The sequence below is a fragment of the Sphingobium sp. LMA1-1-1.1 genome, from assembly GCF_040676365.1.
Taxonomy (GTDB): domain Bacteria; phylum Pseudomonadota; class Alphaproteobacteria; order Sphingomonadales; family Sphingomonadaceae; genus Sphingobium.
The window spans coordinates 34,515-50,093 of the sequence record NZ_JBEGHS010000004.1; the positions used below are offsets into that span (position 1 = coordinate 34,515).

Consider the following 15,579-nt stretch of genomic DNA (forward strand, 5'->3'; position numbering starts at 1 on the left):
CGCGGGGCACGGAGCGCGTTCGTACAGGCGGCGCCGGTCATGGCCGCTCGCCCTCTCCGACATAGGGCACCGCGATGGTCTCGATCTCAGTCTCCACCTCGCTCATCAGCTTGTGCAAAGGGCATTTCGCGGCCACGGCGATCAGCCTGTCATGCTGGTCGGCGGTGAGCGGACCGGACAGGGCGATGCGTGTGGTCAGCCTGTAGACGCCCTCCCGTTCCCGGCTTGCGTCGCGCACCACGCCGACGTGGATGTCCTCCACCGGAATGCCGTTGCGTTGCGCATACCAGAGCATGGTCATCGCCTTGCAGGCGCCCAGCGCCGAATCATACAGGTCATGCGGGTCGGGTCCGGCGTCATGGCCGTCGGGCGCCGACATGTCCGCGATCAGCTCATGGCCGCGGATGCTGATCCGGTGGGCGGTGCCGCCCGATGGATCGATCCGTTCGACGACGATCATGGCTCGTTCCTCCCTGCGCGCTCAGGCCGCCCGGTGGGCGACGCTTTCGGGCAGGTCCTTGCCGAAGACGCGCTGATAATATTCGGCCACCAGCGGCCGCTCCGCCTCATCGCATTTGTTGAGGAAGGACAGGCGGAAGGCGAAGCCGATATTCTTGAAGATCAGGGCGTTCTGCGCCCAGCTTATCACGGTGCGCGGCGACATGACGGTCGAGATGTCGCCGTTGATGAAGCCCTGGCGGGTCAGCTCCGCCACCTTGATCATGTTCTCGACTTCCTTGCGGCCGCCCTCATGGTCATATTCGCCGGACTTGGCCAGCACCACCTGCGCCTCGGTCGCGGCGGGCAGGTAGTTGAGCGCCACGACCAGGTTCCAACGGTCCATCTGGCCCTGGTTGATCTGCTGCGTGCCGTGATAAAGGCCGGTCGTGTCGCCCAGGCCCACGGTATTGGCGGTCGCGAACAGGCGGAACCAGGGATTGGGCCGGATGACGCGATTCTGGTCGAGCAGCGTCATCTTGCCGTCGGTTTCCAGCACGCGCTGGATCACGAACATCACGTCCGGACGGCCGGCGTCATATTCGTCGAACACCAGCGCGACCGGCCGTTGCAGGGCCCAGGGGAGCAGCCCTTCGCGAAATTCGGTGACTTGCTGCCCTTCCTTCAGGACGATGGCGTCGCGCCCGACCAGGTCGATGCGGCTGATATGCGCGTCCAGATTGATGCGGATGCACGGCCAGCGCAGCCGCGCCGCGACCTGCTCGATATGGCTGGACTTGCCGGTGCCGTGATAGCCCTGCACCATCACGCGACGGTTATAGGCAAAGCCGGCCAGGATCGCGAGCGTGGTATCCGGATCGAACACATAGGCGGGGTCGAGATCGGGCACCCGCTCATCGGCTTCCGAAAAGGCGGGTATCTTCATGTCGACATCGATGCCGAACACTTCGCGCGCATCCACTTCGCGGTCGGGCGATGCCAACAGCGTTTCGGCGCGGGTATCGGGTTGGACGTTCGGGATGTCGGTCATCTTCTAATCTCTTTGAACGGTCTGGTCGGCACTGCCCTAGCCATAGGGGACGGGCATGTCGATAGAGTGGGGCTTTAGCAGGCCGGGATCAAGCAGCCCATTCGGCCAAATTGGCCCCCTGCCCGACCAGCGCCGGCGGGGGGAGGGGACGATGGGCTGTGCGACGCGGCTCAGGCAAAGGCTTCCGCCTTGCGCAGGAGCTGATAGGCCTCGATCACCCCCTGCAGCGATGCCTCATGGCTGCGGTCGCCGCCATTATGGTCGGGATGAAAGCGCCGCAGCAATTCGGTATAGCGCTGCCGCAGCGCCCTGCGGTCGGCATCGATGGGCAGCCCCATCACCTCCAGCGCCTTGCGGTCGTCCCGCGACAGGAACTTGCCGTCCTGCCGCATCTGGCTGTCGGCCCGGGCCTTCGCCACCCGCTCCCTGAACTTGGCGCCGATGGCGTCCAGCGGATCCTGGAAGTCCGACCATCGGGGCGGCGGGCTGGCAGCGTTGGAGGAAAAGGCCCGGGTTTCCCTTTCCCATCCCGCATAGGGGCGCTGGGCGGCGGCGATCTCCTCCGGGCTCATGCCGGTGAAGAAATTATAGCCCTGGTTGAATTCCCGCACATGGTCGAGGCACAGCCAGCGCCAGCGCGGGCCTTCCTCGTGCGACCCGCCTCCCTCCACGGGGGGCGCGCGAAATTCCCCCGGTTCCTCGCAACCGGGCGCCGCGCAGGGGCGGTCGCTTTCCACGCGGCCGTGGAAGCGGTTGAAACGTCGGGTCGAGAAGGAATCGCCAGCCAAGATTGTCCTGATGCAACGGGGAGCAAAGGGCCTATATAGGGGCGATGACCGAGATTCTGAAAGACCCCTCCACGCCGCAAGGACCAGTGGCCACCGAAATCGAAGCCCGGCTGCAGGCCGCCCTCAATCCCGAACGGCTCGCCGTGATCGACGACAGCGAGAAGCATCGCGGGCATGCCGGGCATGATGGATCGGGGGAGAGCCACTTCACCGTGGAGATCGTTTCCGACCGCTTCACTGGCCAGAACCGCGTGGCTCGCCAGCGGCTGGTCAATGCCGCGCTGGCCGATCTGCTGCGCGAAAAGGTTCATGCCCTGGCGATCAAGGCGCGCGCGCCGGGCGAATGACACCATGGCGCCTCTCGCGCGTTGTGCGGCCGTTCCCAAAGCGATTTCCGGCCGGATGAACCTCTGACCGCCGGCATTTCGTGAGAGCAAGGGGCTGGAGGTGCGACGTATGGCCTATGATTTCTGGTACTGGTCCACCATAGCGGGCCGCGGCGAGTTCGTGCGGCTGACGCTGGAGGCGTGCGGCATTGCCTATCGCGACTGCGCCCGCATCGATGGGGACGGCGCGATGATGGCCGATATGGAACGCCATGACGCCGGTCCGGCCTTCGCCCCGCCCTATCTGGTCGCAGATGGCCGCACCGTGGCGCAAACCGCCAACATCCTCTTTTACCTGGCCGAGCGGCATGAATGCGGCCCCGAAGGTCTCAGGCCCCGCTATTGGCTGGCGCAGGTGCAGCTTACCGTCATGGACATGGTGGCGGAGGCGCATGACGTGCACCATCCGCTCGGCCCCGGCCTCTATTATGAGGAACAGAAGGCCGAAGCGCTTCGCGCCGCCCATGGCTTTCGCGCCAGCCGCATCCCCAAATTCCTCACCTATTTCGAACATGCACTGAGCGCCGAGCCCGGTGACTGGCTGGCTGCCCGACGCTGGAGCTATGCCGATCTGTCGCTGTTCCATCTGGTCGCCGGGCTGCGCCATGCCTTTCCGTTGCGCATGGCGACGCTGATGCCGTCCTTTCCGCGCCTTGCCGATCTGCATGATCGGGTTGCGGCGCTGCCCGAATTGCAGGACTATCTGGCGAGCGAACGGCGCCTGCCCTTCACCAACGAAGATATCTTCCGCCATTATCCCGAACTGGACGCAGCATGATCCCGACCGATCCGATCATACAGACGATCACGCCCACCACCCATAATCTGGGCGATTTCCGCGTCCATCGCTCCCTGCCGGTCAAGGATCGCACCATGGTCGGCCCCTTCATCTTCTTCGATCAGGCCGGACCGGCCCGGATAGAGGCGGGACAGGGCGTGGATGTTCGTCCACACCCGCACATCAACCTGGCTACCGTCACCTACATGTATGAGGGCAGCTTCCTCCATCGCGATTCCCTGGGCACGGAGCAGCTGATCGAGCCGGGCGCGGTCAACCTGATGACGGCGGGCAAGGGCATCGTCCACAGCGAGCGGTCGCCGGACGAGGATCGCGCGAAGCTGTCGAAACTGTCCGCCATCCAGACCTGGCTGGCGCTTCCCGACCGTTATGAGGAAATGGACCCGGCCTTCGAACATGTCGGCGAAGGCGGCCTGCCCGTCATCGATGGCGCCGGGGCGCGGGCGCGCGTGATCATGGGCAGCCTGTGGGGCGCCACCTCGCCCGTGACCACCTATGCCAGCACCATCTATGCCGATATCCAGCTCTCTCCTGGCGGTTCGGTCCCGATCGACGCCGCTGCGGAGGAGCGGGCCATCTATGTTTCGGGCGGCGATGCGGCGCTGGACGGAGTCATGCTCCAGCCGCAGATGCTCTACGTCCTGCGGCCTGGCATCCGCGCGACATTGATGAGCGTCGACGGCGGCCGGGTGGTGCTGTGCGGCGGCGAGGCGTTCCGGACGCCGCGCCATGTCTGGTGGAATTTCGTGGCATCCTCGACCGATCGCCTGATGCAGGCGCGGGAGGATTGGGAAGCCATGCGCTTCCCGCTGATCCCCGGCGACGATCAGGAATTCATCCCGATTCCGCAGGGAAGGCCGAAGACGGTGAGCTATCCCTGAACGGCGGCTTGGCCCGATAATGCGCGGCTTGCTTCTACCATGGCAGGAGCAAGCCGTGCCTGGATAGCGGCTTTTCTGCCCGTTACTGGACGAAAGTCAGCGACAGATTTTCGGCATTTTTCGGAATGTCGATCCGGCTTTCGTTGATCGACGCTTCTTCGCCCGGTTTCAGCCGGGTCCGGTCCGCCTTGGTGGTCCAACTGAACACCAGCCGGTTCTGCCGGTCGCGCAATTGCACCAGCACGGGCGGCACCGGCAGAACCTGCTTGCCGCTGTTCACGATCCGGGCGCCAAAGGCGAAATATTCCTCTCCGGTGGGCAGCTTGCGCCGCTCGGCGGGCTTGGAGAGATAGAAGAGCAGGTCCGGATCGCCTTCCTCCGGCACCAGGCCCAGATTGACCGCCCAGCCAGGCGTGCCGAAATACCACAGCGCGCCGCCCGCCGCGCCGACGGCCAGGCAGAAGGCGATCGCCGCATAGGTCCAGATCTTCAGCCGGTTGCGCCGCGGCTTCGTGGCGGCGGGCACTGGTTCGGCCCAGTCGTCATGCGCTTCCGCCTGGGCGCGGCCATAGACATCGTCAAACCGGTAATCCGGCCTGGCTTCCTCCGGCCTGGTTTCCTCTGGTGCGGCGGCGAGCGGCTCGGGCTCCTCGGCCGCTGCGACGGCCTCGACCGCTGGAACTGCGGCTTCCTCGACAGGTGGAGGTGGCGGAGGAGGTGCTGGCGGGGGCGGCGGAGGAGGTGGTGCGGGACGAGGAGGCGGCGCAGCTTCCGCTACGCCTGCCGTCGCCATCGCTTCTTCCCGTGGAGCGAGCGCGGCGCCTTCCTGGAACCAGCTATGCTTGCAGGCGGCGCAGCGAACCTGGCGGCCGTTCGGGCCGACGGCGCTGTCCGGCACGATATAGCGCGTGGCGCAATTGGGACACACCAGGATCATGTTGCTTCATAGGCACGAGTTGGATTCGAGGGCAAGCGGCTTCAAACATGCCGTCTCCATCGTGCGCGACTCGCGGGAACAGGCTGGCTCGCCTTCCGGATGGGCTTTACGGCCGCCCGTCCACTGTGCCATGGCTATATGCTCGGGGAAGCAGGGAGCGCGCGGGCGCCGAAATTGACGCATGTCGGCCATTGTCCAGTTCGAAAATGTCGGCCTGCGCTATGGTCTGGATAGCGAGACGCTGTCCGACGTCAGCTTCTCCCTGGCCGGCGGCGGTTTCTACTTCCTGACCGGCGCGTCGGGCGCGGGCAAGACATCGCTGCTGAAGCTCCTCTACCTTGCCCAGCGGCCCAGCCGTGGCGTCATCCGCCTGTTCGGCGAGGATGTGGTGACGCTGCCCCGCAAGCGCCTGCCGGGGTTCCGCCGCCGCATCGGCGTGGTGTTCCAGGATTTCCGGCTGGTCCCGCATCTGTCCGTATACGACAATATCGCCCTGCCGCTGCGCGTTGCCGGCATGGAAGAGAGCGAGATCGACCTGCCCGTCAGCGAAATGCTGAACTGGGTGGGCCTGGGCGATCGCGGCCAGGCGCGCCCCGCCACCCTCTCAGGCGGGGAGCAGCAGCGCGTCGCCATCGCCCGCGCGGTGATCGGCCGCCCGGAGATATTGGTGGCGGATGAGCCGACCGGCAACGTCGACGCCGACATGGCCCGCCGCCTCATGACCCTGTTCGAAGCGCTCAACCGGCTCGGCACCACCATCGTCGTCGCCACGCACGACCTGCCGCTCATCGCTCAGGTGGGAAGCGCGCAGATGATGAAGCTGGACAAGGGCCGCCTGTCCGACCCGACCGGATCGCTGCGTTACCCGCCCCGGCCGCAGGTGGCCGGCTGATGGCGTCCACCGGCACTCTGGGCAATCATCGGGCTGCCGCCGCCGCGCGCCATCGGCTGCTGCCGGAGGGGCGGGTGGCTGGCCCCATGCCCTGGATCATCGCCATCATGATGTTCCTGACGGTGCTGTCGGCGGCCGCCGGTCTTGGCCTGGGCGCGGCGGTGAAGGCGATGGGCGCCGACCTCGCTGGCCGCGCCACGGTGCAGATCGTGGAAGCCAATGCCGAACAGCGCGAACGCCTCAGTGCGGGCATCGCCGCCGCACTGCGCAAGGACGCGACCGTCCGCGCCGTCCGTCCGGTCCCGCCCGCCGCGCTGGCAGAGCAGATTCGCCCCTGGCTGGGGCAGGATGCGGCAAGCGGCGACCTGCCGATACCGGCGCTGATCGACATCGAACTCACGCCGGGCCAGGCGGACGCGAAGGTGGGGCGCCTTCGCCGCCAACTCCACAACCTGTCGCCCAAGGCCCGCATCGAACCCCATGCCGCTTTCCTCGCGCCGCTCGCGGGCCTGCTTTCCGCGTTGGGCTGGCTGGCGGCGGGCATCGTCGTGCTGATGACGCTGGCGACCGGCGCTGTGGTCGTCCTTGCCGCGCGCGCCGCGCATGACAGTCATCGCGGCACCATCGACGTCCTGCACCTCATGGGCGCGACCGATGTGCAGATCGCCCGGCTGTTTCAGCGCCGTATCGGACTGGACGCGCTGTTCGGCGGCGCGCTCGGCTTTACATGCGCATTGCTGGTGATCCTGCTGCTCGGCGCGCGGCTGCTGGCTACCGGATCGGAACTGTTGAGCGCCGTCCAGCTACCCTGGACCAGCTGGGCCGTGCTGGCCGCTATACCCATGGGATGCGTGCTGCTTGCGCGGATCGCGGCGCGCTGGACAGTGCTGCGGTCGTTGGGGCGGCTGCTGTGATCGTCCGCTTCATCGCCGTCACCCTGCTGGGGTGGATGCTGGGCTTTGCCTGGTTCGCGATCTTCCTGCCGCAGCCGCTGGACGGTCGCCAGACCGATGCGATCGTCGTGCTCACCGGCGGGGCCGGGCGCATCAATCGCGGCCTTTCGCTGCTTCAGGACGGCGCGGCCAAGCGAATGCTGATCTCCGGCGTCGATCGCTCGGTCCGCCCGGTGGAACTGGCAGCGCAATATAAGGTGCCTGAACGCCTCTTTTCCTGTTGCATCACGCTTGGCCGCGAAGCCATCGACACGCGTTCCAATGCCATAGAGACCGCGCACTGGCTGGAGCGGCGGGATTTCAAGACGGTGCGCCTCATCACCACCGACTGGCACATGCGACGTTCCGCGCTTGAACTGCGGCAGGCGTTGCCGGAACGGGTCACGCTCGTCTACGACGCCGTGCCCAGCCGCCCCAGCCTCACCATGCTGGCGCGGGAATATAATAAATATCTGCTTCGCCGGGCGGCGGCGCTCATCGGTATCTGAATGGCTTACCCGGAATGCTGACCGCGCTGCGCTCCCTTGCCTTCATGCTGATCTTCTATCCGGGATCGCTGCTGTTCGTCCTCGCGGCGATGGCGTCCAACCTGGTCGCTCCGCGCTCGATTCCCCGGGTCGCGACTGCGTGGAGCCGCTTTCATCGCCGTTGCGCATACTGGCTGCTCGGGCAGAAGGTGCGGGTCGAAGGAAGGCTGGAGAACGGTCCCTATCTCTATATCGTCAAGCATGAATCGATGTTCGAGACGATCGACCTGCTTTGCCTGCTGGATCGTCCCGCCATCGCTGCGAAGCGCGAACTGTTCGACATTCCGCTCTGGGGCGGCATCGCCCGGCGCTACGGCCTGATCCCCATCGAACGCACCGCGGGGGCCAGCGCGCTGCGCGCCCTGCGCGCCGCGGCCAGGGCTGCCACGGCGGAGGGCCGGGCCGTCTGTCTCTTTCCGGAGGGCACCCGCGTGCCTCATGGCGAAAGCCCGCCCCTGCGCGCCGGTTTTGCCGGGCTCTATGCGCTGCTCGGCCTGCCGGTGGTACCCGTCGCGGTGGACAGCGGCCGCGTCTCGCCGCGCGGCAAGTTCATGAAGCGCGCAGGGACCATAACCTACAGGGTGGGCGAGATCGTTCCCCCCGGCCTCGACCGGCGCGAGGCGGAAGCCCTGGTACATGCGGCGATCAATGCGTTGAACAGGCCGTCATAACCTGCCGTGCCCCTGCGAAGGCAGGAGCCAAGTTCACAGGTTGCGCGGAACACGCTGCTGCATTTAGAGCGATTTCCAAGCGATCGGAACCGATCGCTGGTTAAGAAATCCCGGAAAACAAGGAATCCAGAGCGGCGATCTGATTTAATCAGATCGAAACCCGCTCTAATGACGCCGCCCGAAATCGGGTTTGGGATCGTCCTGCCCCTGCTCGATGATCGACCGCCGGATTGCGCGCGTGCGGGTGAACAGGTTGAACAGCGCATCCCCGTCATTCCAGCGGATCGCCCGCTGCAAGGCCGACAAATCCTCCGAAAAACGCTGGAGCATTTCCAGCACCGCATCCTTGTTCGCCAGGAACACGTCGCGCCACATGGTCGGATCCGATGCGGCGATGCGCGTGAAGTCGCGAAAACCGCCAGCGGAATATTTGATGACCTCCGACTGGGTCACGTCCTCCAGATCGCTGGCCGTGCCGACGATGGTATAGGCGATGAGGTGCGGCAAATGGCTGGTCACCGCCAGCACCAGATCATGATGCGCCGGGTCCATCGTCTCCACGTCGGCACCGACGCGCCGCCACAGTTCGGACACCCGCTCCACCGCCACTGGATCGGCGTCGGCAGGTGGCGTCACGATGCACCAGCGGCCCTGGAACAGCGAGGCAAAGCCCGCCTCTGGCCCGCTATTCTCGGTCCCCGCCACGGGATGCGCGGGGACCACCCTGCGCCCGGGCAGCGCCGCATTCAACTGCGCCAGCACGTCGGCCTTGCAGGAACCGACATCGCTGATGATCGCATCGGCAGGCAGGTCTTCGGCAATTTCCGCCGCCGCCGCGCCCATGGCCCGGACTGGCACGCACAGCACGACCAGATCGGCGTCAGTCACCGAAGCGCCGGCGGTATCGGTGACATCGTCGGCCAGGTCGATGGCCCGCGCAATCTCCCGCACGCCTGCATCGGCATCATAGCCGGTCACGCGCACGGTCGGCATGGTTTCGCGGATCGCCCGCGCCAGCGAGGAGCCGATCAGCCCCAGCCCGATGATCGTGACCCGCGCGAAGGGCAGCATCAGGCGGTTTCCGCCATGGCGCGCAGCCTGGCCGCAACCCTGCGCATCTGATCCTCGGAGCCGATGGTGATGCGCAGGCCGTTGGGCAGCCCCTGTCCAGGCAGCCAGCGCGTGGCGAAGCCTTCGTCCCAAAGCCCCTTCATCGCCGCCTCGGCCGTCAGCCGTCCATCGAACAGGATCAGCAGGAAATTCGCCTTGCTGGGCACGGCACGCAGCCCATGGTTGGACAGCGAGGCCACTTCCGCCGCCAGCCATTCGCGCCATTTCCGGTTGTGCACCCGGCTCGCCTCGATCCAGGCCGTGTCCTGGATCGCCGCCACCGCCGCGGCCTGCCCCGCCGTCGTCACGTTGAACGGCGCCCGGATGCGATGCAGCACGTCGATCACCTCGGCGCTGGCATAGCCCCAGCCGATGCGTTCGGCCGCCAGGCCATGAATTTTCGAGAAGGTGCGCGTCACGAACACATTGGATGCGGTCCTGGCCAGTTCCAGCCCGCCATCATCCTCCTCGGCATCCAGATATTCGGCATAGGCCTGATCCAGCACGAACAATATGTCGGGCCGCAGGCTGGCGTGCAGTCGCGCAATCTCCTCCCGCGACGTCATGGTCCCGGTGGGATTGTTGGGATTGGCGAGGAAGACGACCTTGGTCTTTTCCGTCACCGCCGCGAGCAGCGCGTCCACGTCGGTCGCATAGTCGGCATCCGCTGCGATGACGGGCGTCGCCCCGACGCGCCGCGCGGCGATGTCGTACACCGAAAAACCATAGCGGACGTACAGGATCTCATCCCCCGGCCCGGCATAGGCGCTGGCCGCGATGTGCAGCAGCTCGTCCGATCCGGTGCCGTAAATCACGCGCACGGGGTCCAGTCCATGCGCCGCCGCGATCGCCTCGCGCAGCCCGGTCGCGGCCGGATCGGGATAGGTCGCCAGATCCGCCGTCGCCGCGACCATCGCGGCTCGCGCCGCTTCCCCGGTGCCCAAGGGATTCTCATTGGCCGACAGCTTCGCCAGCGGGCGTCCGTCATCGGCGGCCGACTTGCCGGGGACATAGGGCGAAATGCCAAGGATCCAGTCTTTGGGGGCGGGCTTTGTCATGCGCCGCGCTTTAGCGTCATCGAGGCGAAACGCAAAGCGCTTGGATGTCCCTTCCGCGCCGCTTTATACGACCGGGGTCAGCAGGGGCTCGCCGGCCGCCCAGGCGTCCAGATTGGCCAACACCAGGTCGGCCATCGCCTTGCGCGTCTCGACCGTCGCGCTGCCCTGATGCGGTTGCAGCACCACATGATCCATGGCGAACAGGGCCTCCGGCACATGCGGCTCGTCCGCGAACACGTCGAGACCCGCACCCGCGATCCGCCTTTCCGCCAGCGCCGCCACCAGCGCGCCCTCATCGATCACGCTGCCCCGGCTGATATTGACTATCACGCCCTCCGGTCCCAGCGCGTCCAGCATAGCCGCGCCTACCAGCCCTTGCGCCTCCGGCCCGCCCGATGTCGCGACGATGATCACGTCGCTCTGCCGCGCAAGGTCGAGCGGATCGGCCACATAGCGATAGCGGCTGTCCGCTGCCGCCCGCCGATTGTGATACAGGATTTCCCCGGCCACCGGCTCCAGCCGCCGGGCGATGGCCCGCCCGATCCGGCCCAGCCCGAGAATTCCGATCCTCCGCCCCGTCAACCGCCCGGCAAGCGGAGGCCTGTTGCCCCGCGCCCAATCCCCGGCCCGCACCATCCGGTCGTTGGCCGCGATGTTGCGCACCGTCGCGTAGAGCAGGCCCACCGCCAGGTCGGCCACGTCATCGGTCAGCACGTCCGGCGTATTCGTGACGCGGATGCCCCCGGCCCGCGCATGATCGATATCGACCTTGTCATAGCCCACCGAAAACAGCCCGATCATCTCCAGCTTCGGCAGCGCGTCCATGATCGCGGCGGAGGCGCCGACCGATCCGAAGGATACCAGCGCCCGCGCCTCCCGCACCTGCGGGGGCAACGCGGCGGGATCGGCATTCGCGGGAAGGGCGTGGACCGCGAAACGTCGCGCCAGCGCGTCGTCCAGATAGGGATAGAGCGGGCCATAGGTGACGATGGGGATGGCGGGACGGTCGGTCATTCCGTTCATCTAGGCGAAGGAAGGGCCGATTGACAGAGCCCGGCCCCGGTCCTAGCCCGAACGGATATGGCCAGCGCGTCCCTTCCCGATGACAACCGTTTCGGCCTGCGGCGGCAGGCGCGCCTGCCCGGCCCGCTGCGGCTGGACAGCGGCGCGGCGCTGGGCCCGGTGGACATCGCCTATGAAACCTATGGGCGGATGAATGCGGACCGGTCCAACGTCATCCTCATCTGCCACGCGCTGACCGGCGACCAATATGTCGCGTCGGAACATCCCGTCACGGGCAAGCCCGGCTGGTGGTGGCGGCTGGTGGGGGAGGGGAAGCCCGTCGATCCCGCCCGTCATTTCATCGTCTGCGCCAATGTGATCGGCAGTTGCATGGGGTCCAGCGGGCCGGCCAGCCTGGATCCCGTCACCGGCGATCCCTATGCGATGCGCTTTCCGGTGATCACCATAGCGGACATGGTCCGCGCCCAGGCGATGTTGCTCGATCATCTGGGCGTCGACCGGCTCCATGCCGTCATTGGCGGCTCGATGGGCGGCATGCAGGCGCTGAGCTGGCCCACCCTCTGTCCGGACCGCGTCGAAAGCTGCATCGTCATCGCCTCCACGGCGCGGCACAGCGCCCAGAACATCGCCTTTCACGAGGTCGGTCGGCAGGCGATCATGGCCGACCCCCACTGGCGCGGCGGCGATTATTATGCGGGCGGTTCGATCCCCAGCGCAGGGCTGGCGGTGGCCCGCATGGCGGCGCACATCACCTATCTTTCCGAAGCAGGCCTTACCGAGAAATTCGGACGGCGTTTGCAGGGGCGCCCGGAAAACCCGAACGGGGCCAAGACCTTCGGCTTCGACGCCGATTTCCAGGTGGAATCCTATCTCCGGCATCAGGGATTGAGCTTCGTCGAGCGGTTCGACGCCAACAGCTATCTCTACATCACCCGGGCCATGGACTATTATGACATAGCGGAGGATCATGGCGGCAGCCTCGCCAGGGCCTTTGCCCAATCCAGGGCGCGTTTCTGCCTGGTCAGCTTCGATACGGACTGGCTCTATCCCACGGCGGAATCCCGCCTGATCGTCCACGCCCTCAACGCCGGCGGCGCGCAGGCCAGCTTCGTCGAACTCTCCAGTCCCTTCGGCCATGACGCCTTCCTGCTGGAATGCCCGGAACTGAACCGTGTGGTGGACGGCTTCCTGAAGGGCGGCCGCGCATGAGCCTGCGCCCCGACCTTGCCCTGATCGCCCGCACTGTCACCCCTGGCGCCAGGGTACTGGACGTGGGCTGTGGCGACGGCGCGCTGATGGCGGCGCTGCGCGACACCAAGCAGGTCGATGCCCGGGGCCTGGAAATCGACCCGCACAATGTCGCCGCGGCCGTCGGCCGGGGCCTGTCGGTCGTTCAGGGGGACGCCGACACCGACCTTGCCTATTATCCCGAAGCGAGCTTCGACTATGCGATCCTCAGCCAGACGCTGCAGACCACCCGCCGCCCCGACCGGGTGGTGGAGGAACTGTTGCGCATCGGCAGGCAGGCCTTTGTTTCCTTCCCCAATTTCGCCCATTGGCGCGGCCGGCTGTCGCTGTTCTGGGGCGGCCGCATGCCGGTGACGCGCCTGCTGCCCGACACATGGTATGACACGCTCAACATCCACCATGTCACGGTCGATGATTTCCGCGCCCTGGTAAAGGATCGCGGCTGGTCGATAGACGGCCAATGGTTTTTGAAAGGGGATCGTGAGACCACCCATGCCAATGCCAATCTGTTGGCGGAGCATGCCGTGTTCCTGCTGAGGCGTTGAGGGCGCGAAAATCCTCGCGCAGCGACAGGGCTGCGGCCGCTGCCCACCCGCAATGGCTGACGATCCACCGCCACAAGCGCGGCGAAAAAACGCCATGCCACGGCGGCGTAAATCAAGGATATGCGGGAAAAATGGTGCTGCCGGTGAGGATTGAACTCACGACCTCAGCCTTACCAAGGATGCGCTCTACCACTGAGCTACGGCAGCACTATTTCGGTTCCATCCGGCTTATAGCGCCAGCGGAGCCGGGCCTATGGCTCCCTCCTTGCGCCATGTCAAGGCGGCTTGCGGCAGAAGATGCAATTTGATTATGGGCGGGCCATGACAAACGGTCAGGACCAACGGAAAGAGCGATTGGCGCAGGCGTTGCGGGACAATCTGCGTCGCCGCAAGGCCCAGTCCCGCGAATCGCGCGACACGCCAGCCCCCGCGCGCCCGGACGACGCGGGGGAGTAGATCGGCACTGCTACAGCGGTGCACAGGCCGCCTTCAGCCAATCGAGCGCCGCGCCGTCCAGTTGCGGCCCGACGACCTCCCGTACCTGGGCGTGATAGCCGTCCAGCCAGGCGCGCTCCTCGCCGGTCAGCAGTTCGGTTGCGATCGCGTTCCGGTCGATCGGCGCGAAGGTCAGCGTCTCGAACCCCAGCATCTCCCGCTCCGCGCCCGGCACGTCACGGGGTTCGACCAGCACCAGATTTTCGATGCGGATGCCATATTCGCCGGTCTTGTAATAACCCGGCTCGTTGGAAAGAATCATCCCCGCCTGAAGCGCCTCGTCACCGCCGCCGAATGTCGCGATCCGCTGCGGCCCTTCATGCACCGACAGGAAGCTGCCCACGCCATGGCCGGTGCCATGGGCATAATCCAGCCCTTCCGCCCAGAGGAACTGACGCGCCAGCACGTCGAGCTGGCCGCCGCGCGTCCCCTTCGGGAACTGCGCGCGGGCCAGGGCGATATGCCCCTTCAGCACCAGCGTGAAGCGCCGCTTCATTTCCTGCGTCGGCGTGCCGATGGCGATGGTGCGGGTCACGTCGGTCGTGCCGTCGCGATATTGCCCGCCGGAATCGACCAGGTAGAAACTGCCGCTCTCGATCGGCCGGTTCGTCTTTTCCTCCACGCGGTAATGCACCACCGCGCCATTCGGCCCGGCGCCGGAAATGGTGTCGAAGGACAGGTCCTCCAGCAGCCCGGTCTCCTTGCGGAACGCCTCCAGCCGGGCCGCCGCGCCCAGTTCGTCGACACCGCCCCCCGGCGCCTCGGCCGCGATCCAGTGCAGGAAGCGCGACAAGGCCGCCCCGTCCCGCGCCTGCGCCGCCTTGTGGCCCGCGATCTCGATGGGGTTCTTGACCGCCTTGGGCAGCACCGCCGGATCGCGCAGTGCCAAAATATGCGCGCCGCCGGCCTCCAGCGCCTCGAATATGGCGGCGACCGCGCGTTCGGGATCGGCAGCGACCGTCTTGCCGGCAAAGCCCGCCAGCGCATCGGCGAAGGCCGAGCGATCATGCACGCGCACCGCATTGCCCAGATGCTTCGCCACCGCTTCGTCCATCTTCTCCGGCGCAACATACAGGTCCGCCGTCGCATCCGCATGGACGATGGCATAGGCGAGCGCGACCGGCGTCCGTTCCACATCCTTGCCGCGAATGTTGAACGTCCAGGCGAGGGAATCGAGTGCGGACAGAACCACGGCGTCGGCATGCCGGGTGACGAGCCAGTCGGCCATGGCCTGTCGTTTTTCCGCCGCCGACTGCCCGGCATGGCGGTCCTCGTGCACCACCAGCCTGGCGTCGCTGGGGGCAGGGCGATCGGGCCAGACGGCGTCTACGGGGTTGGTGTCCACCGCCACCAGCTCCGCGCCGCGCTCCGCCAGCGCCTCGCCCGCCGCCTTCACCCAGGCGCGGGTGTGCAGCCACGGATCGTAACCGATCCGCCCGCCGACCGGGGCATGATCGCCCAGCCACGCCGCGACGGAGGTTTGCGGCACGCTCTCATATTGCCAATGCGCGCCGTCCACCTGCTCGCGCACCTGCAAGGTGTAGCGGCCGTCCACGAAGATCGCGGCTTCCTCCGGCAACACCACGGCGCTTCCGGCAGAACCCTGAAAGCCCGTCAGCCACGCCAGCCGCTGCGCATAGGCGCCCACATATTCGCTCATATGCTCGTCAGTCAGCGGCACGACAAAGCCGTCCAGCGCCACGCGCACCAGTTGGGCGCGCAAGGCTTTCAGGCGATCTTCATAAGTGGACATCAAATTTCCCTTGGACTTGTCGGC

18 protein-coding genes and 1 tRNA gene are annotated in these 15,579 nt (G+C 66.5%); 10 read left to right on the forward strand and 9 right to left on the reverse strand.

Annotated features, from left to right (window positions below; genetic code table 11):
* Positions 1-37: 37 nt before the first annotated feature.
* The 3 genes from MRBLMA1_RS06555 to MRBLMA1_RS06565 form a co-directional block, all read right to left on the reverse strand.
* Positions 38-460, reverse strand: a complete 423-nt coding sequence (locus MRBLMA1_RS06555; protein ID WP_133653072.1) for an OsmC family protein — start codon at positions 458-460, stop codon at positions 38-40.
* A gap of 21 nt (positions 461-481) precedes the next feature.
* Complete coding sequence (gene cobS, locus MRBLMA1_RS06560; protein ID WP_133653073.1) at positions 482-1,489, reverse strand: cobaltochelatase subunit CobS; 1,008 nt, start codon at positions 1,487-1,489, stop codon at positions 482-484.
* Positions 1,490-1,659: 170 nt separating this feature from the next.
* Positions 1,660-2,277, reverse strand: coding sequence for a J domain-containing protein (locus MRBLMA1_RS06565; protein ID WP_363735724.1), 618 nt, complete (start codon positions 2,275-2,277; stop codon positions 1,660-1,662).
* A 44-nt stretch (positions 2,278-2,321) separates the two neighbouring features.
* Here MRBLMA1_RS06565 and MRBLMA1_RS06570 point away from each other — a divergent pair, with 44 nt between their 5' ends.
* The 3 genes from MRBLMA1_RS06570 (at position 2,322) to MRBLMA1_RS06580 (ending at position 4,343) form a co-directional block, all read left to right on the forward strand.
* Positions 2,322-2,624 (forward strand): BolA family protein, encoded by a 303-nt coding sequence (locus MRBLMA1_RS06570; protein ID WP_133653075.1) that lies wholly within the window; start codon positions 2,322-2,324, stop codon positions 2,622-2,624.
* Between the two features lie 109 nt (positions 2,625-2,733).
* Complete coding sequence (locus tag MRBLMA1_RS06575; protein WP_363735751.1) at positions 2,734-3,441, forward strand: glutathione S-transferase; 708 nt, start codon at positions 2,734-2,736, stop codon at positions 3,439-3,441.
* Complete coding sequence (locus MRBLMA1_RS06580; RefSeq protein ID WP_363735725.1) at positions 3,438-4,343, forward strand: pirin family protein; 906 nt, start codon at positions 3,438-3,440, stop codon at positions 4,341-4,343. Before MRBLMA1_RS06575 ends, MRBLMA1_RS06580 begins: the two co-directional genes overlap by 4 nt.
* A gap of 82 nt (positions 4,344-4,425) precedes the next feature.
* Here MRBLMA1_RS06580 and MRBLMA1_RS06585 read toward each other — a convergent pair whose 3' ends face one another.
* Positions 4,426-5,280, reverse strand: a complete 855-nt coding sequence (locus MRBLMA1_RS06585; protein ID WP_363735726.1) for an MJ0042-type zinc finger domain-containing protein — start codon at positions 5,278-5,280, stop codon at positions 4,426-4,428.
* Between the two features lie 181 nt (positions 5,281-5,461).
* Between MRBLMA1_RS06585 and ftsE the strand changes: the two genes are divergently transcribed.
* From ftsE to MRBLMA1_RS06605, 4 genes are read left to right on the forward strand one after another with little or no spacing between them, the layout of a single operon-like run.
* Positions 5,462-6,172 (forward strand): cell division ATP-binding protein FtsE, encoded by a 711-nt coding sequence (gene ftsE / locus MRBLMA1_RS06590; protein ID WP_363735727.1) that lies wholly within the window; start codon positions 5,462-5,464, stop codon positions 6,170-6,172.
* Positions 6,172-7,086 (forward strand): cell division protein FtsX, encoded by a 915-nt coding sequence (locus MRBLMA1_RS06595; protein WP_363735728.1) that lies wholly within the window; start codon positions 6,172-6,174, stop codon positions 7,084-7,086. The genes ftsE and MRBLMA1_RS06595 overlap by 1 nt, the downstream gene beginning before the upstream one ends.
* Positions 7,083-7,613 (forward strand): YdcF family protein, encoded by a 531-nt coding sequence (locus MRBLMA1_RS06600; protein ID WP_363735730.1) that lies wholly within the window; start codon positions 7,083-7,085, stop codon positions 7,611-7,613. Before MRBLMA1_RS06595 ends, MRBLMA1_RS06600 begins: the two co-directional genes overlap by 4 nt.
* A gap of 14 nt (positions 7,614-7,627) precedes the next feature.
* Positions 7,628-8,323, forward strand: coding sequence for a lysophospholipid acyltransferase family protein (locus tag MRBLMA1_RS06605; protein WP_363735731.1), 696 nt, complete (start codon positions 7,628-7,630; stop codon positions 8,321-8,323).
* A gap of 165 nt (positions 8,324-8,488) precedes the next feature.
* Here the strand turns inward: MRBLMA1_RS06605 and MRBLMA1_RS06610 are convergent, their stop codons facing one another.
* From MRBLMA1_RS06610 to MRBLMA1_RS06620, 3 genes are all read right to left on the reverse strand, one after another.
* Positions 8,489-9,394 (reverse strand): prephenate/arogenate dehydrogenase family protein, encoded by a 906-nt coding sequence (locus tag MRBLMA1_RS06610; RefSeq protein WP_363735732.1) that lies wholly within the window; start codon positions 9,392-9,394, stop codon positions 8,489-8,491.
* Positions 9,394-10,491: a histidinol-phosphate transaminase gene (gene hisC / locus MRBLMA1_RS06615; RefSeq protein WP_363735733.1), complete on the reverse strand. Its 1,098-nt coding sequence runs from the start codon at positions 10,489-10,491 to the stop codon at positions 9,394-9,396. The genes MRBLMA1_RS06610 and hisC overlap by 1 nt, the downstream gene beginning before the upstream one ends.
* A gap of 63 nt (positions 10,492-10,554) precedes the next feature.
* The gene (locus MRBLMA1_RS06620; protein WP_363735734.1) at positions 10,555-11,514 is read right to left on the reverse strand and encodes a 2-hydroxyacid dehydrogenase; all 960 of its coding nucleotides are present in this window, start codon (positions 11,512-11,514) and stop codon (positions 10,555-10,557) included.
* A 57-nt stretch (positions 11,515-11,571) separates the two neighbouring features.
* Here MRBLMA1_RS06620 and metX point away from each other — a divergent pair, with 57 nt between their 5' ends.
* Both metX and metW read left to right on the forward strand, forming a co-directional pair.
* Positions 11,572-12,723, forward strand: a complete 1,152-nt coding sequence (metX, locus tag MRBLMA1_RS06625; protein WP_363735735.1) for a homoserine O-acetyltransferase MetX — start codon at positions 11,572-11,574, stop codon at positions 12,721-12,723.
* Entirely contained in the window at positions 12,720-13,307 is a 588-nt protein-coding gene (metW, locus tag MRBLMA1_RS06630) for a methionine biosynthesis protein MetW (RefSeq protein ID WP_133653087.1), read from the forward strand. Before metX ends, metW begins: the two co-directional genes overlap by 4 nt.
* 132 nt (positions 13,308-13,439) lie before the next feature.
* Here metW and MRBLMA1_RS06635 read toward each other — a convergent pair.
* Positions 13,440-13,514: transfer RNA gene (locus MRBLMA1_RS06635), tRNA-Thr, on the reverse strand.
* Positions 13,515-13,628: 114 nt separating this feature from the next.
* On the opposite strand from MRBLMA1_RS06635, the gene MRBLMA1_RS06640 reads away from it, so the two are divergent.
* The gene (locus MRBLMA1_RS06640) at positions 13,629-13,763 is read left to right on the forward strand and encodes a hypothetical protein (RefSeq protein ID WP_363735755.1); all 135 of its coding nucleotides are present in this window, start codon (positions 13,629-13,631) and stop codon (positions 13,761-13,763) included.
* Between the two features lie 10 nt (positions 13,764-13,773).
* Here the strand turns inward: MRBLMA1_RS06640 and MRBLMA1_RS06645 are convergent, their stop codons facing one another.
* Positions 13,774-15,555, reverse strand: coding sequence for an aminopeptidase P family protein (locus MRBLMA1_RS06645; protein WP_363735736.1), 1,782 nt, complete (start codon positions 15,553-15,555; stop codon positions 13,774-13,776).
* Positions 15,556-15,579 lie beyond the last annotated feature (24 nt).

Bases quoted from the DNA above. Each gene is read 5' to 3' on its own strand.
- MRBLMA1_RS06640 (WP_363735755.1), top strand. From the start codon at position 13,629: ATGACAAACGGTCAGGACCAACGGAAAGAGCGATTGGCGCAGGCGTTG.
- MRBLMA1_RS06605 (WP_363735731.1), top strand. From the start codon at position 7,628: ATGCTGACCGCGCTGCGCTCCCTTGCCTTCATGCTGATCTTCTATCCG.
- MRBLMA1_RS06570 (WP_133653075.1), top strand. From the start codon at position 2,322: ATGACCGAGATTCTGAAAGACCCCTCCACGCCGCAAGGACCAGTGGCC.
- MRBLMA1_RS06555 (WP_133653072.1), bottom strand. From the start codon at position 460: ATGATCGTCGTCGAACGGATCGATCCATCGGGCGGCACCGCCCACCGG.
- MRBLMA1_RS06620 (WP_363735734.1), bottom strand. From the start codon at position 11,514: ATGAACGGAATGACCGACCGTCCCGCCATCCCCATCGTCACCTATGGC.
- MRBLMA1_RS06575 (WP_363735751.1), top strand. From the start codon at position 2,734: ATGGCCTATGATTTCTGGTACTGGTCCACCATAGCGGGCCGCGGCGAG.
- hisC (WP_363735733.1), bottom strand. From the start codon at position 10,491: ATGACAAAGCCCGCCCCCAAAGACTGGATCCTTGGCATTTCGCCCTAT.
- MRBLMA1_RS06580 (WP_363735725.1), top strand. From the start codon at position 3,438: ATGATCCCGACCGATCCGATCATACAGACGATCACGCCCACCACCCAT.
- MRBLMA1_RS06645 (WP_363735736.1), bottom strand. From the start codon at position 15,555: ATGTCCACTTATGAAGATCGCCTGAAAGCCTTGCGCGCCCAACTGGTG.
- cobS (WP_133653073.1), bottom strand. From the start codon at position 1,489: ATGACCGACATCCCGAACGTCCAACCCGATACCCGCGCCGAAACGCTG.
- MRBLMA1_RS06610 (WP_363735732.1), bottom strand. From the start codon at position 9,394: ATGCTGCCCTTCGCGCGGGTCACGATCATCGGGCTGGGGCTGATCGGC.
- metW (WP_133653087.1), top strand. From the start codon at position 12,720: ATGAGCCTGCGCCCCGACCTTGCCCTGATCGCCCGCACTGTCACCCCT.
- ftsE (WP_363735727.1), top strand. From the start codon at position 5,462: ATGTCGGCCATTGTCCAGTTCGAAAATGTCGGCCTGCGCTATGGTCTG.
- metX (WP_363735735.1), top strand. From the start codon at position 11,572: ATGGCCAGCGCGTCCCTTCCCGATGACAACCGTTTCGGCCTGCGGCGG.
- MRBLMA1_RS06585 (WP_363735726.1), bottom strand. From the start codon at position 5,280: ATGATCCTGGTGTGTCCCAATTGCGCCACGCGCTATATCGTGCCGGAC.
- MRBLMA1_RS06595 (WP_363735728.1), top strand. From the start codon at position 6,172: ATGGCGTCCACCGGCACTCTGGGCAATCATCGGGCTGCCGCCGCCGCG.